The sequence below is a fragment of the Seinonella peptonophila genome, from assembly GCF_900129355.1.
Taxonomy (GTDB): domain Bacteria; phylum Bacillota; class Bacilli; order Thermoactinomycetales; family Thermoactinomycetaceae; genus Seinonella; species Seinonella peptonophila.
Window position 1 is genome coordinate 152,447 of record NZ_FQVL01000007.1, and the last position, 14,031, is coordinate 166,477.

The 14,031-nt window shown below is 42.9% G+C and carries 10 protein-coding genes; 7 read left to right on the forward strand and 3 right to left on the reverse strand.

Going from position 1 to position 14,031, the window contains the following annotated elements:
• Window positions 1-194: 194 nt before the first annotated feature.
• The 7 genes from rpoB to tuf all read left to right on the forward strand — a co-directional run bounded on the left by rpoB (window position 195) and on the right by tuf (window position 12,262).
• Window positions 195-3,740, forward strand: a complete 3,546-nt coding sequence (rpoB, locus tag BUB71_RS12490) for a DNA-directed RNA polymerase subunit beta (protein WP_073155162.1) — start codon at window positions 195-197, stop codon at window positions 3,738-3,740.
• Between the two features lie 58 nt (window positions 3,741-3,798).
• Window positions 3,799-7,413 carry a DNA-directed RNA polymerase subunit beta' gene (rpoC, locus tag BUB71_RS12495; RefSeq protein ID WP_073155163.1) on the forward strand — a complete coding sequence of 1,205 codons (3,615 nt, stop codon included), beginning with the start codon at window positions 3,799-3,801 and terminating at the stop codon, window positions 7,411-7,413.
• A 201-nt stretch (window positions 7,414-7,614) separates the two neighbouring features.
• Window positions 7,615-7,866 carry a 50S ribosomal protein L7ae-like protein gene (locus BUB71_RS12500; RefSeq protein ID WP_073155164.1) on the forward strand — a complete coding sequence of 84 codons (252 nt, stop codon included), beginning with the start codon at window positions 7,615-7,617 and terminating at the stop codon, window positions 7,864-7,866.
• Window positions 7,867-7,973: 107 nt separating this feature from the next.
• On the forward strand, window positions 7,974-8,387 hold the full coding sequence (gene rpsL / locus BUB71_RS12505) for a 30S ribosomal protein S12 (protein WP_073155165.1): 414 nt from the start codon (window positions 7,974-7,976) through the stop codon (window positions 8,385-8,387).
• 33 nt (window positions 8,388-8,420) lie between these two features.
• On the forward strand, window positions 8,421-8,891 hold the full coding sequence (gene rpsG, locus BUB71_RS12510; protein WP_073155166.1) for a 30S ribosomal protein S7: 471 nt from the start codon (window positions 8,421-8,423) through the stop codon (window positions 8,889-8,891).
• Window positions 8,892-8,927: 36 nt separating this feature from the next.
• Entirely contained in the window at window positions 8,928-10,997 is a 2,070-nt protein-coding gene (gene fusA, locus BUB71_RS12515) for an elongation factor G (protein WP_073155167.1), read from the forward strand.
• 77 nt (window positions 10,998-11,074) lie between these two features.
• A complete protein-coding gene (gene tuf / locus BUB71_RS12520; protein ID WP_073155168.1) occupies window positions 11,075-12,262 on the forward strand; it encodes an elongation factor Tu in 1,188 nt (395 codons plus the stop codon).
• Between the two features lie 96 nt (window positions 12,263-12,358).
• On the opposite strand, the gene BUB71_RS12525 is transcribed toward tuf, so the two are convergent.
• The 3 genes from BUB71_RS12525 to BUB71_RS12535 all read right to left on the reverse strand — a co-directional run bounded on the left by BUB71_RS12525 (window position 12,359) and on the right by BUB71_RS12535 (window position 14,004).
• Entirely contained in the window at window positions 12,359-12,820 is a 462-nt protein-coding gene (locus tag BUB71_RS12525; RefSeq protein ID WP_084731523.1) for a DoxX family protein, read from the reverse strand.
• 212 nt (window positions 12,821-13,032) lie between these two features.
• The gene (locus BUB71_RS12530) at window positions 13,033-13,497 is read right to left on the reverse strand and encodes a phage tail protein (RefSeq protein ID WP_073155169.1); all 465 of its coding nucleotides are present in this window, start codon (window positions 13,495-13,497) and stop codon (window positions 13,033-13,035) included.
• Between the two features lie 21 nt (window positions 13,498-13,518).
• Window positions 13,519-14,004, reverse strand: a complete 486-nt coding sequence (locus BUB71_RS12535; protein WP_073155170.1) for a GyrI-like domain-containing protein — start codon at window positions 14,002-14,004, stop codon at window positions 13,519-13,521.
• Between the last annotated feature and the right edge of the window lie 27 nt (window positions 14,005-14,031).

Genomic DNA, 14,031 nt, shown 5'->3' on the forward strand with positions numbered 1-14,031 from the left:
GAGGGATCGCAAATTTGACTCATTTTCTTTTTTTCAAGTTACAATCAGAAAGATTCTTTATCATTTTTTCAATGATTCCATTGTAGCCACCAACTTCATATCGGGGGTTGATGGTGTGATGTCATTTTTATAAGCGTTACACATGTGTTAAAACTAGAAGCATCGAATCAGTTGGTTACGAGGGGGGAGTTTTATTGGCTGGGAAACTTGTCCAGTATGGTCGTCGTCAACGTAGAAGCTACGCTCGAATCAATGAAGTGCTTGAACTTCCAAACCTAATTGAGATTCAACAGAAGTCGTATCAATGGTTTCTTGATGTGGGATTACGTGAGATGTTTCAAGATATTTCACCGATTGAGGATTATACAGGGAATTTGGTTCTTGAGTTTATTGATTATAGTTTGGGCGAGCCTAAATACGATTTAGAAGAGTCCAAAGCACGAGAAGTAACATATGCGGCTCCTTTAAGAGTAAAAGTGCGGCTGATCAATAAGGAGACAGGAGAAGTAAAAGAACAGGAAGTCTTTATGGGGGATTTCCCTCTAATGACGGAAACAGGGACTTTTATCTATAACGGTGCTGAACGTGTTATCGTAAGCCAATTGGTGAGATCACCTAGCGTCTATTATAGCACGAAAATAGATAAGAACGGAAAACCTGCTTATACTGCTACTGTTATTCCAAATCGCGGAGCATGGCTTGAGTTGGAAACCGACGCTAAGGATATTATTTTTGTGCGAATTGATCGCACACGAAAGATACCAGTGACGGTTCTTTTGCGTGCATTAGGCTTTAGTAGTGATGCAGAAATCATCGATCTGCTCGGCGATGATGAGTATGTCCGTAATTCATTGGACAAAGACAGTACAGGCAACACGGAAAAAGCATTAATTGAGATTTATGAGCGCCTTCGCCCAGGTGAGCCACCAACGGCTGAAAACGCCCGTAATCTATTATATGCTCGTTTCTTTGATCCTAAACGATATGACTTGGCAAATGTTGGGCGTTATAAGATCAATAAGAAGCTGCATATCAAAAATCGCTTGTTAAACCAGAAACTAGCAGAACCAATTGTTGACCTTGAAACTGGTGAGGTAGTAGCTGAAGCAGGTCAAATTCTTGAACGTCGTTTACTAGATCGGATTCTACCTCATATCACTGGCGAGAGTGCCTTTGGTCGAAAAATTCATCAAGTTCGTGGTGGCGTGCCTGATGATGATGAGATTTTGCTACAAACCGTTAAAATTTATTCACCACTTGATGAGGAAAAAGTGATTCATGTCATTTCAAATGCTGAAATTGACCAGAGTGTAAAACATATCACTTCTGCTGATATTATTTCCTCTATCAATTATTTTATTAATCTATTGCACAATGTGGGTTCTACTGATGATATTGATCATCTTGGCAATCGTCGCTTGCGTTCGGTTGGTGAGTTGCTGCAAAACCAATTTCGAATTGGTTTGTCCAGAATGGAGAGAGTGGTTCGTGAGCGGATGTCCATTCAAGATGCAAATGCGATTACACCACAAGCATTGATCAATATTCGTCCTGTGATCGCCTCCATTCGGGAATTCTTTGGAAGTAGCCAGCTTTCTCAATTTATGGATAAGACAAATCCTCTCTCTGAGTTGACGCATAAGCGTCGTTTGTCTGCGCTTGGGCCAGGCGGACTAACAAGAGAGCGTGCTGGATATGAAGTGCGTGATGTCCATCATTCTCACTATGGACGGATGTGTCCGATTGAGACGCCTGAGGGACCCAATATTGGCTTGATCAACTCGCTTTCCACGTATGCACGAATTAATGAGTATGGTTTTATTGAAACCCCTTATCGTCGGGTTGACCCTGAGACGAATAAGGTGACAAGCCAAATTGATTATCTAACAGCAGACGAAGAAGATAACTACTACGTCGGACAAGCGAATGCGCCAATTGCAGAAGATGGAACATTCTTGGACGAATTGGTGAGTGTGCGGTATAAGCATGACTTTCTAACCGTTCCGCCAGAACGAGTAGATTACATGGATGTTTCTCCAAAGCAAGTGGTCTCAGTTGCGACAGCATGTATTCCTTTCTTAGAAAATGATGACTCCAACAGAGCGTTAATGGGCTCTAACATGCAACGGCAAGCAGTACCGCTGCTGAAGCCTGAATCGCCATACATTGGAACAGGTATGGAATATAAAGCGGCATGTGATTCTGGTGTGATGATTCTTGCTCGAAGAGGCGGCACTGTGGAGCGAGTAACGGCAGATGAGATTTGGGTGCGGCATGAAGATGAGGTAGATGGTACTACAGTAAAAGGCGATTTGGATCGTTATCGTTTGACCAAGTTTACCCGATCTAACCAAGGTACCTGTATTAATCAACGTCCGCTCGTTCGACATGGAGATGTTGTCAAAAAAGGTGATGTTCTAGCTGATGGACCATCTACTGAGATGGGTGAATTAGCCCTTGGTCGCAATGTCGTTGTTGCTTTTATGACTTGGGAAGGGTATAACTACGAGGACGCTATTCTACTTAGTGAACGCCTTGTAAAAGAAGATGTGTACACATCCATTCACCTTGAAAAGCACGATTTAGAAGCTCGTGATACAAAATTGGGACCTGAAGAGATCACTCGGGATATTCCCAACGTTGGTGAAGATGCGCTGAAAAATCTGGATGAGCGTGGAATTATACGTGTAGGCGCAGAGATTAAGGCTGGCGATATTCTAGTAGGTAAAGTAACACCAAAAGGGGTAACAGAGCTCACCGCTGAAGAGAAGCTGCTTCATGCAATTTTTGGTGAGAAGGCGCGTGAGGTTCGCGATACATCTTTGCGTGTACCACATGGTCAAGACGGGATTGTAGTTGATGTAAAGGTCTTTACCCGTGAAAATGGCGATGATCTCGCTCCTGGTGTGAATCAATTGGTTCATGTCTACATTGCTCAGAAGAGGAAAATATCCGAAGGGGATAAAATGGCTGGACGACATGGTAATAAAGGTGTAATCGCCCGCATTTTACCTGAAGAGGATATGCCATTCCTTCCTGATGGTACACCTGTTGAAGTTGTCTTAAACCCATTAGGTGTTCCATCGCGGATGAATATTGGCCAGGTATTAGAGGTTCATCTAGGGATGGCCGCCCGTGCGCTCGGTCTGCATATGGCAACGCCTGTTTTTGATGGAGCAAGAGAAAGCGATGTATTCGACGCACTAGAAGAAGCAGGGCTTACTAGAGATGGAAAAGCTGTTTTACGAGATGGTAGAACAGGTGAAGAGTTTGAAAATCGCGTCACTGTCGGTGTCATGTATATGATCAAACTCGCTCATATGGTAGATGATAAGATACATGCCCGGTCCACCGGTCCATATTCTCTCGTTACACAGCAGCCACTGGGCGGTAAAGCGCAATTTGGTGGACAGCGTTTTGGAGAGATGGAAGTGTGGGCGCTTGAGGCATATGGGGCTGCCTATACCCTACAAGAGATTCTTACAGTGAAATCCGATGATGTTGTCGGTCGGGTTAAAACATATGAATCGATTGTAAAAGGCGAAAATGTTCCTGAGCCAGGTGTTCCAGAATCGTTTAAGGTTTTGATTAAGGAACTACAGAGTTTGGGAATGGATGTGAAAATCCTATCCGAAGATGAAGAAGAGATCGAGATGCGAGAGTTAGATGAAGATGAAGAGCCAGTTGGTGATAAACTCGGCCTAGAGTTGATCAGCGGGGAAGAAAAATCGACTTCTTAATCGTAGCACACAGCAATGTGTGCAACGGGATGAATCCTGAGTGGGAGGAATGCCCATCATGCTTGATGTAAATAACTTTGAATTTATGAAAATCGGTCTCGCCTCTCCAGAAAAAATTCGTTCCTGGTCACGCGGCGAGGTGAAAAAACCGGAAACGATTAATTATCGGACACTAAAACCAGAGAAGGAAGGTCTTTTCTGCGAAAAGATTTTTGGTCCGACAAAAGATTGGGAATGTCATTGTGGGAAATATAAACGCGTTCGCTATAAAGGCGTTGTCTGTGACCGTTGTGGTGTTGAAGTTACACGGGCAAAGGTGCGTCGGGAACGTATGGGGCATATAGAACTAGCTGCCCCAGTCTCTCACATTTGGTACTTTAAAGGTATTCCAAGTAGGATGGGACTTGTGCTTGATATGTCTCCTCGTTCCTTGGAAGAAGTGATCTACTTTGCTTCTTATGTTGTGGTTGATCCAGGAGCAACTCCGCTTGAACGGAAACAACTCTTGTCTGAGAAAGAGTTTCGCAGTTATCGTGAAAAGTATGGTACTGCATTTGTGGCGATGATGGGTGCAGAAGCGATAAAACGTCTTTTGATGACGATTGATATGGATAAAGAGGTAGAGCAACTGAAAGAGGAGCTAAATACAGCTCAAGGACAACGTCGAAATCGGGCGGTAAAGCGTTTAGAAGTTTTAGAGGCTTTTCGTCATTCTGGTAACCAACCGGATTGGATGGTACTAGATGTTCTGCCTGTCATCCCTCCTGAGCTTCGTCCAATGGTGCAATTAGATGGTGGTCGATTTGCTACTTCTGACCTCAATGATTTATATCGTCGTGTGATCAACCGAAATAATCGTCTCAAACGTCTGCTTGATTTGGGTGCGCCTGATATTATCGTTCAAAATGAGAAACGGATGCTACAAGAAGCTGTTGATGCACTGATTGACAATGGACGTCGTGGTCGTCCAGTGACCGGTCCTGGCAATCGACCATTAAAATCGCTCTCACACATGTTGAAGGGGAAACAGGGTCGTTTCCGTCAAAACCTGTTGGGAAAACGTGTTGATTACTCTGGACGTTCTGTTATTGTTGTCGGACCTAACCTAAAAATGTATCAATGTGGTTTGCCAAAAGAGATGGCTTTAGAACTCTTTAAGCCATTTGTGATGAAGGAGCTTGTAGCGAAAGGGCTCGCTCATAATATTAAGAGTGCGAAACGCAAAGTTGAGCGTGTTCATCCTGAAGTATGGGATGTATTGGAAGAAGTGATTAAAGAGCATCCAGTATTGCTGAATCGTGCGCCGACATTGCACCGTTTAGGTATTCAAGCATTTGAGCCCATTCTAGTAGAAGGTCGAGCCATTCGTCTTCATCCATTGGTCTGTACAGCATATAATGCTGACTTTGATGGTGACCAAATGGCGGTTCATGTGCCTCTCTCTGCTGAAGCACAAGCTGAAGCACGTCTATTGATGTTAGCAGCACAAAATATTCTTAATCCGAAAGATGGTAAACCTGTGGTTACACCATCTCAGGATATGGTGTTGGGTGCGTACTACTTGACGATTGAGAAAGAAGGCGACATTGGCGAGGGCAGTATCTTCTACTCGATTGCTGAGGCGATCAATGCTTATCAAAATGAATATGTTACACTGCATAGCCGGATTGTCGTACCTGCACGAACATTAAATAAAACGACCCTAACTGAAAAACAACAAGATGCTCTGTTTGTGACAACAGTAGGGAAATTGATTTTCAATGAGGTATTGCCAGCTTCTTTCCCATATGTAAATGAACCATTGACCAGTAATTTTGGGACAGATGATCGATTCTTCATCTATGAAAAGGGAACAGACCTCAAAGAATTTATTCAGAAATTGTCCGATCCTGGCGCATTGATGAAGAAGCACTTAGGAGCGGTGATCGCGGAATGTTTCCGACGCTTTGGAACAACCGAAACTTCAGTGATTCTCGATAAAGTGAAGGAATTGGGCTATAACTACTCCACCAAAGCAGGACTTACGATGTCGGTTTCTGATGTAAAAGTTCCTGATGAAAAACGATTGATCCTTGAAGAAGCGGAGCAAAAAGTATCTGCGGTCATGAAGCAGTATCGCCGCGGTCTGATAACCGAAGAAGAGCGTTATGAGCGTGTGATTACGATCTGGAACCAAGCAAAAGATCAGATATCGAGCATTCTGATGAATAAGATGGGTAAATATAATCCGATCTATATGATGGCTAACTCTGGGGCACGGGGTAACACATCTCAGATTACTCAGCTCGCAGGTATGCGTGGATTGATGGCAAACCCTGCTGGTCGTATTATTGAACAACCGATTCGTACCAACTTCCGTGAAGGTCTCACCGTGTTAGAGTACTTCATTTCTACACATGGTGCGAGAAAAGGACTTGCTGATACGGCGATTCGTACGGCTGACTCTGGTTATTTGACTCGTCGCTTGGTCGATGTTGCACAAGATGTGATTGTAAGAGAAGTCGATTGTGGAACAGATCGTGGTTTGTTGGTCAGCAGCATTCGAGATGGCAATGAAATTATTGAAGATTTATATGATCGAATCGTAGGACGGTATGCGTTCCAAACGGTTCGCCATCCTGAAACAAATGAAATACTTGTAGGTCGCAACGAATTAATCGATGAAGAGATTGCCAATACATTAATCGCTTCCGGCATTGAAGAAATCGTCATTCGTAGTGTCTTATCCTGTCGAACAAGACATGGGGTTTGTAAGAAGTGCTATGGTCGAAACCTTGCTCTGGGTACGCCAGTCGAGATTGGTGAAGCTGTTGGAATTATCGCAGCACAGTCAATTGGTGAACCGGGGACTCAGCTCACAATGCGTACCTTCCATACCGGTGGTGTGGCAGGAGATGATATTACGCAAGGTCTGCCAAGGATTCAGGAGCTATTTGAAGCGAGAAATCCTAAAGGACAAGCGATCATTAGTGAAATCTCAGGTCGTGTAGCTAGTATTCAAGAGGTCAAGGACAGACGGGAAGTTGAAATCGAAGGCGAAGTCGAAACAAAAATTCATAGCATCCCGTATGGTTCACGCCTCAAAGTTTTCGAGGGTGATGAAGTACAAGCTGGTGATGAGTTGACAGATGGATCTGCTGATCCAAAAGAACTTTTGCAAGTGAAAGGCGCCCGTGGTGTGCAGGAGTATATCTTGCAAGAGGTACAGAAAGTTTATCGTTTACAAGGTGTGGAGATTAACGATAAGCACGTTGAAGTGATGATCAGACAGATGATGCGAAAAATGCGGATCACTGATTCAGGTTCTACTGACCTGTTGCCAGGTTCTGTCGTTGATATTCATGAATATGAAGAGGCGAATCGAAAAGTCTTTGAAAAAGGTGGAGAGCCTTCTGTCGCCCGACCTATTTTGTTGGGGATTACGAAAGCTTCACTGGAAACGGAGTCCTTCCTATCTGCGGCCTCTTTCCAAGAAACGACACGTGTCTTGACTGATGCAGCTATAAAAGGAAAAGTAGATCGATTGTTAGGACTTAAAGAAAATGTAATCATTGGTAAATTGGTTCCAGCCGGAACGGGTATGAACCGATATCGCACATTGCAAGTGAATTTCCCAACTGACACATTTGAAGTTTCTGAAGAAGAGAGAAAAGAGACGGTCTTGGTTGATTAATATTGATTCACTTCGATATGTAGGAGAATTCAAGCCTGAAATTGGGTTCTCCTACCCTTTTCATCATTGATTTGTGTGAGAAGAAGTAAGTGGAGCAGATAATCAATTCCATTGAAGTTGTATGTGGACGTTGACTTCACCAATTTGAGGTGTTAATATATCTTCGTGTGCTTGGAATGAATCACTTTGGAGGGCTGATTGATGTCTTATGATAAAGTGAAACAAGCAAACCAATTGATGATCGGGAAAAAGCAGACCATTAAAGCGATTACACAAGGTAGAGCCCAGGAAGTTGTGGTTGCAACTGATGCTGATCAACAACTGGTCGATCAAATTATCTCCTTGTGTCGTAGTCGCGGGGTTGCCGTTCTTTACGTTGATTCAATGAAAAGATTGGGTCAAGCCTGTGGCATTGAGGTGAAGGCAGCGACGGCTGCAATCGTGAAGGATTGATCATACAGGAGAGCGCAGGCTAAATAGCGCTTTTCCTTTACGCCAATAGCGAACACCTGGAACTGTGGTCTTAGTCATCCCTTATATTGAAAAAGGAGGTGGGACGGATGCCTACCATTAATCAGTTAGTACGTAAAGGTCGTAAGAAAAGAACTGTGAAATCAAAAGCACCTGCGTTGCAATTTGGTTACAACACCTTTAAACGGACATCGACCAATCAGAGTTCTCCACAAAAAAGAGGAGTATGTACTCGTGTGGCAACAATGAACCCTAAAAAGCCTAACTCTGCTTTGCGTAAGTATGCTCGTGTACGTCTTAGCAATAAAATCGAAGTGACAGCCTATATTCCTGGGATTGGTCATAATCTACAAGAGCACTCCGCTGTCTTAATTCGCGGTGGACGGGTAAAAGACTTGCCTGGTGTACGTTATCATATCGTTCGTGGTGCATTAGAAACTTCTGGTGTGCAAAATCGGATGCAAGGTCGCTCTAAATACGGTGCCAAACGCCCAAAGAAATAAGCAAAAATGAGTAACAGATAAGGAGGGGAACAAATGCCAAGACGAGGTCCCGTTGTAAAACGTGATACACTACCTGATCCGATCTACAACAGTAAGTTGGTCACCCGTTTGATCAATCGATTGATGTACGATGGCAAAAAGGGAGTCGCTCAGCGGATTTTATATGATGCATTTGAGATTATTCGGGAACGCTCAAATAAAGATCCGATGGAAGTATTTGAGCAAGCACTTAAAAATGTGATGCCAGTACTTGAAGTAAAAGCCCGTCGGGTTGGTGGAGCAAACTATCAAGTACCAGTAGAAGTAAAGCCTGAGCGTCGCATCAGCCTAGCACTTCGATGGATCGTGAGCTATGCACGTCTACGTAATGAGAAAACCATGCAAGAACGTCTTGCAAATGAAATTATTGATGCAGCAAACAATGCTGGCGCATCTGTTAAAAAACGCGAAGATACACACCGAATGGCCGAAGCGAACCGAGCTTTTGCACACTATCGTTGGTAATCTTTAGCAATTGTGTATATGAAGGGAGAAATACCGATGGCACGTGAGTTCTCCTTGAAAAACACACGCAATATTGGCATTATGGCTCATATCGATGCCGGTAAAACAACTACAACTGAGCGAATTCTCTTTTATACGGGTCGTGTTCATAAAATCGGGGAGGTTCACGAAGGGAACGCGACGATGGACTGGATGGAAGAGGAGCAGAAAAAAGGTATTACCATTACTTCTGCCGCAACAACGGCTCAGTGGCGTAACCATCGGATTAATATTCTTGATACACCTGGTCACGTTGATTTTACCGTTGAAGTTGAGCGTTCATTGCGCGTGTTAGATGGAGCGATTGGCGTGTTCGACGCAAAAGGTGGCGTAGAACCCCAGTCTGAAACTGTTTGGAGACAAGCGGATCGCTATAATGTTCCGCGAATTGCATATATCAATAAAATGGATATCATTGGTGCTGACTTCTTTGGCTCTGTAGAACAGATGAAAGATCGTCTGGGAGCTAATGCAGTGCCAATTCAAATTCCGATTGGTGCTTCTGAGACTTTTAAAGGGATGATCGACCTCATCACAAATGAAGCAATTATCTATACAGATGACTTGGGCACTCAGTCGGAGAAAATCGAGATTCCTGATGAATATAAAGAACAAGTAGAAGAGTATCGTACTGCATTGATTGAAGCAGTATCGGAACTCGATGAAGAACTCATGATGAAGTATCTCGAAGGAGAAGAAATCACAGAAGATGAAATTCGCGCAGCTTTGCGTAAAGGTGTTTGTGATGTTATGATTACGCCTGTTCTCTGTGGTTCCTCTTATAAAAACAAAGGTGTTCAACCATTACTTGATGCAGTAGTCGATTACCTACCTTCTCCACTTGATATTCCCGCGATTTCAGGTGAATTAGAAGATGGTACTGGGGCGAAGCGTAAAGCTGGTGACGATGAACCTTTCTCAGCACTTGCTTTTAAGATTATGACAGATCCTTATGTCGGAAAACTAACCTTCTTCCGTGTCTACTCTGGAACGTTAACCTCCGGTTCATACGTTTATAACGCGAACAAAGGAAAGCGTGAACGGATTGGACGGATTGTGCAGCTCCATGCGAATAGCCGTGAAGAGATCGATACAGTCTATGCTGGTGATATCGCAGCAGCGGTTGGTTTAAAAGATACGACAACGGGTGAAACGCTCTGTGATGAGAAGCAGCCCATTATTCTTGAATCAATGGATTTCCCTGAGCCAGTGATCAAGGTTGCGATTGAACCTAGGACAAAAGCAGACCAAGATAAGATGGCGATCGCATTGGGTAAGTTATCCGAGGAAGATCCTTCATTCCGTGCTAGCACAGATGAAGACTCTGGACAGACGATCATCGAAGGAATGGGAGAACTTCATCTCGAAATTATTGTAAGTCGTCTCAAGCGTGAATTTAAAGTTGATGCAAGTGTAGGGGCTCCTCAAGTTGCCTATAAAGAAACATTCCGCGGTTCTGCTGAAGTCGAAGGAAAATATATTCGACAATCAGGTGGACGTGGTCAATATGGGCATGTATGGGTCAAGTATGAGCCGCTTGAAGAAGGTGCTGGCTTTGAGTTTGTGAATAAGATCGTGGGTGGATCGATTCCTCGTGAGTACATCCCAGCCGTACAAAATGGAATCGAGGAAGCAATGCAAAATGGTGTGATTGCTGGTTATCCAATGGTCGATGTTCGAGCAACACTCTTTGATGGTTCTTATCATGATGTTGACTCATCTGAGATGGCCTTTAAATTTGCTGGTTCCATTTCACTTAAAGCAGCAAAAGCAAAATGTGACCCTGTACTCCTTGAGCCGATCATGAAAGTAGAAGTAACGGTTCCTGAAGAGTATATGGGGGATGTAATGGGTGATCTTAATTCCCGTCGTGGAAACATTGAGGGTATGGATACACGAGCAGGTGCACAAGTGATTCATGCGATGGTTCCGCTAGCTGAAATGTTTGGCTATGTGAATACTTTGCGTTCACGTACTCAGGGTCGTGGTGTTTTCTCGATGGAAACCGATCATTACGAAGAAGTTCCAAAACATATCCAGGATGAACTGGCTAACAGTCAAGAGTAGTCATTTCATATAATTTTGATCTTTACAGATCATAAATCTATCAAATTGTTCTTGTCTTAAAGGGAGGATGTAAACGAATGGCAAAAGCAAAATACGAACGTACAAAACCACACGTCAATATCGGTACAATCGGTCACGTTGACCATGGTAAAACAACTTTAACAGCTGCAATCACAACCGTTCTTTCCCAAGATGGTGGTGCGCAAGCTACTGCTTACGATCAAATTGACCGCGCACCTGAAGAGAGAGAGCGTGGAATCACCATTTCAACTGCTCACGTTGAATATGAAACTGAAAAACGTCACTATGCACATGTTGACTGCCCAGGACATGCTGACTATGTAAAAAACATGATCACCGGTGCTGCGCAAATGGATGGTGCAATCTTGGTTGTATCCGCTGCTGATGGCCCAATGCCTCAAACTCGTGAGCATATCTTGCTTTCTCGTCAGGTGGATGTAAGTCATATCGTAGTTTTCCTTAATAAAGTAGATATGGTCGATGATGAAGAATTGCTTGAACTCGTAGAAATGGAAGTTCGTGAATTACTTAGTGAATACGAATTCCCTGGTGACGATGTTCCAGTAATCAAAGGTTCTGCTCTTAAAGCGTTAGAAAACCCAACTGGTGAATATGCACAAGCAATTCATGAGTTAATGGATGCAGTTGACAACTATGTACCTGAGCCTGTACGTGTTGTAGACAAACCATTCATGATGCCAGTTGAAGACGTATTTACCATTACAGGTCGTGGTACCGTTGCTACCGGACGTGTTGAACGTGGTGTGATCAACTCTGGTGAAGAAGTAGAGATCGTAGGACTTGGTGAAACTCGTAAAACGGTATGTACAGGTGTTGAGATGTTCCGTAAGATCCTTGATACTGCTCAAGCAGGTGACAACATTGGTGCATTGCTCCGTGGTGTCGAGCGTAAAGATATTCAACGTGGTCAAGTGCTAGCAAAACCTGGTACTGTGAACCCACATACCAAATTTAAAACACAAGTCTATATCCTTTCCAAAGAAGAAGGTGGCCGTCATACCCCATTCTTTAACGGATATCGTCCTCAATTCTACTTCCGTACCACTGACGTAACCGGCGTAATTAACCTACCTGGTGATGTTGACATGGTTGTACCTGGTGACACCATCGAAATGGAAGTTGAACTCATCGCTCCAATCGCGATTGAAGAAGGAACTCGTTTGACCATTCGTGAAGGTGGTCGTACGGTAGGTGCAGGTGCTGTTACTTCCATTATCGAGTAATGTCGTATCAATAGAAAAACTGTTGGTCAACTTTGACCAACAGTTTTTTCTTGTTTTGTAGTCATGAATTGAATGCTCAGCAACTCATTTCATTTCCTATTTTGGACTTGAAGTCACTGCATCGTTGAATACTAGGCTTTGTTTTTGCGTACGTTTTGTAGTTCGATTAAGCAAACTTCCTAAGATGCGACTTTCTGGTCTTAGCGCCCATGAAGCGATATTGAGTGCGGCATAGAAAAGTGGGAGGATAATATGAAAGCCGTAATCACCATAATCGTTCGCAAATACATGAGATAAAGCCGCTCCAGTCATTAAAAAGAAGATACCAGCGTGAGCCCATTCTTTAAGACGAGGAAAACCTGGAAAGACGATTGCGATGACCCCTAGCACTTTCCATATCCCCAGAATGTTCATGATGTATAGCGGGTAACCTATGTTCTTCACTAACTCAATATTTCCTCCTAATTTTAACAGTTGACCAATACCACTTAACATAATTGATACAGCGAGTAATAATGTGACAGTCCAATAAGCAATGATTCTTCCTTTTATTTTCATTTTTGATTCCCTTCCTTTGTGTTGGGTTTATATCCATATAATTTTTAATAATGTAACTATTGATGACCAATGAAATAAAGTGATTTTAATTATTCCGTTTACTCGGTTAGCAAGGTAGAGAAGTGATCACATCTATTGCGTTTTTGTGAGTGGAAGCTATTTTGACCTAGAGAGAAAATAGCTTCCATTTATTGGACTTCTGAATATGCGCCTTAGTATTCTCCTTTGATTACAAAAAACGAACCTCGAATTGTCCCAGCTAGTTTAGACTTTTGTCTAGCAAATTTAAACTTTCCTTCTAACTCCTGTGGTATCTCCATTCCCTCAGAGAGCTTAAAACCAACTGCTCGCTTTTTAGGATTATCAATTGTATACATGACGTTGATAGCAAGACCATCCTCATAAAAGACATAAGCAAATTTGATATTTTCAATTTGAAAACGTGACGTTTCTAAAGGCTTTGCTGCAAACTCAATATCACGTTCTTCTTTTAAGATACGATTCACATAATCAAGAGTTTCTTGGCTTTCGCTAGCAGGTACAACTGTAAATTCATGCTTGTATTTACTCATAAAGTAACGGGCTTCATTCGCACGTAGTCCAGCAAGTGCCTCTGCTACAGGTGAAGATTCTAAACCAACTGTAGATACATTTTTAAAATCAACAATATAGGACATATCCTTTTCTCCTTTTAAGCTTCATTTTTTAACAACAGGAATCCACATTTCACCAAAAACTAAGCCGTTTCGCTTCCCCATCATGGCGATTGTATTGGGTCCACCGACGTAGGCAAAGTTCTCTGCTTCCGGCAACACTTGACCAAAAGCAATCCCTTCAAGTTTCTGATTCAATTCATCAACCGTCTTCTCTTCACCTTTCACAACCAGGTATTCTCCCTTAGGGAATTGAATTATTCTGGTTTCACCTAACGCAGATACTGATTCTGGTGCCTCTGTCATGACGCCAGCATAATGCATCATTTTGTTATTTACCGCTTCGTTTACGGCGAAAATGTAGTCATTTGTGGCTATGGATTTTAAAGTGTCAAGTCTTCCATCTTGGTTGACAGTCTTCCAAAACGCTGACTTGTCCTTGGCTAAGCTTGTATAATCTGTAAGCTCAGTTCCAATGCCTAAAACAGTAAAGCTATCTTTTTCTTCTAGCGTATAATTTTCCATGTTGATTACCCACCTCTGTTTGATTAATCAAAT

Bases quoted from the DNA above. Each gene is read 5' to 3' on its own strand.
- rpsL (WP_073155165.1), top strand. From the start codon at position 7,974: ATGCCTACCATTAATCAGTTAGTACGTAAAGGTCGTAAGAAAAGAACT.
- tuf (WP_073155168.1), top strand. From the start codon at position 11,075: ATGGCAAAAGCAAAATACGAACGTACAAAACCACACGTCAATATCGGT.
- BUB71_RS12500 (WP_073155164.1), top strand. From the start codon at position 7,615: ATGTCTTATGATAAAGTGAAACAAGCAAACCAATTGATGATCGGGAAA.
- BUB71_RS12525 (WP_084731523.1), bottom strand. From the start codon at position 12,820: ATGAAAATAAAAGGAAGAATCATTGCTTATTGGACTGTCACATTATTA.
- fusA (WP_073155167.1), top strand. From the start codon at position 8,928: ATGGCACGTGAGTTCTCCTTGAAAAACACACGCAATATTGGCATTATG.
- rpoC (WP_073155163.1), top strand. From the start codon at position 3,799: ATGCTTGATGTAAATAACTTTGAATTTATGAAAATCGGTCTCGCCTCT.
- BUB71_RS12530 (WP_073155169.1), bottom strand. From the start codon at position 13,497: ATGTCCTATATTGTTGATTTTAAAAATGTATCTACAGTTGGTTTAGAA.
- rpsG (WP_073155166.1), top strand. From the start codon at position 8,421: ATGCCAAGACGAGGTCCCGTTGTAAAACGTGATACACTACCTGATCCG.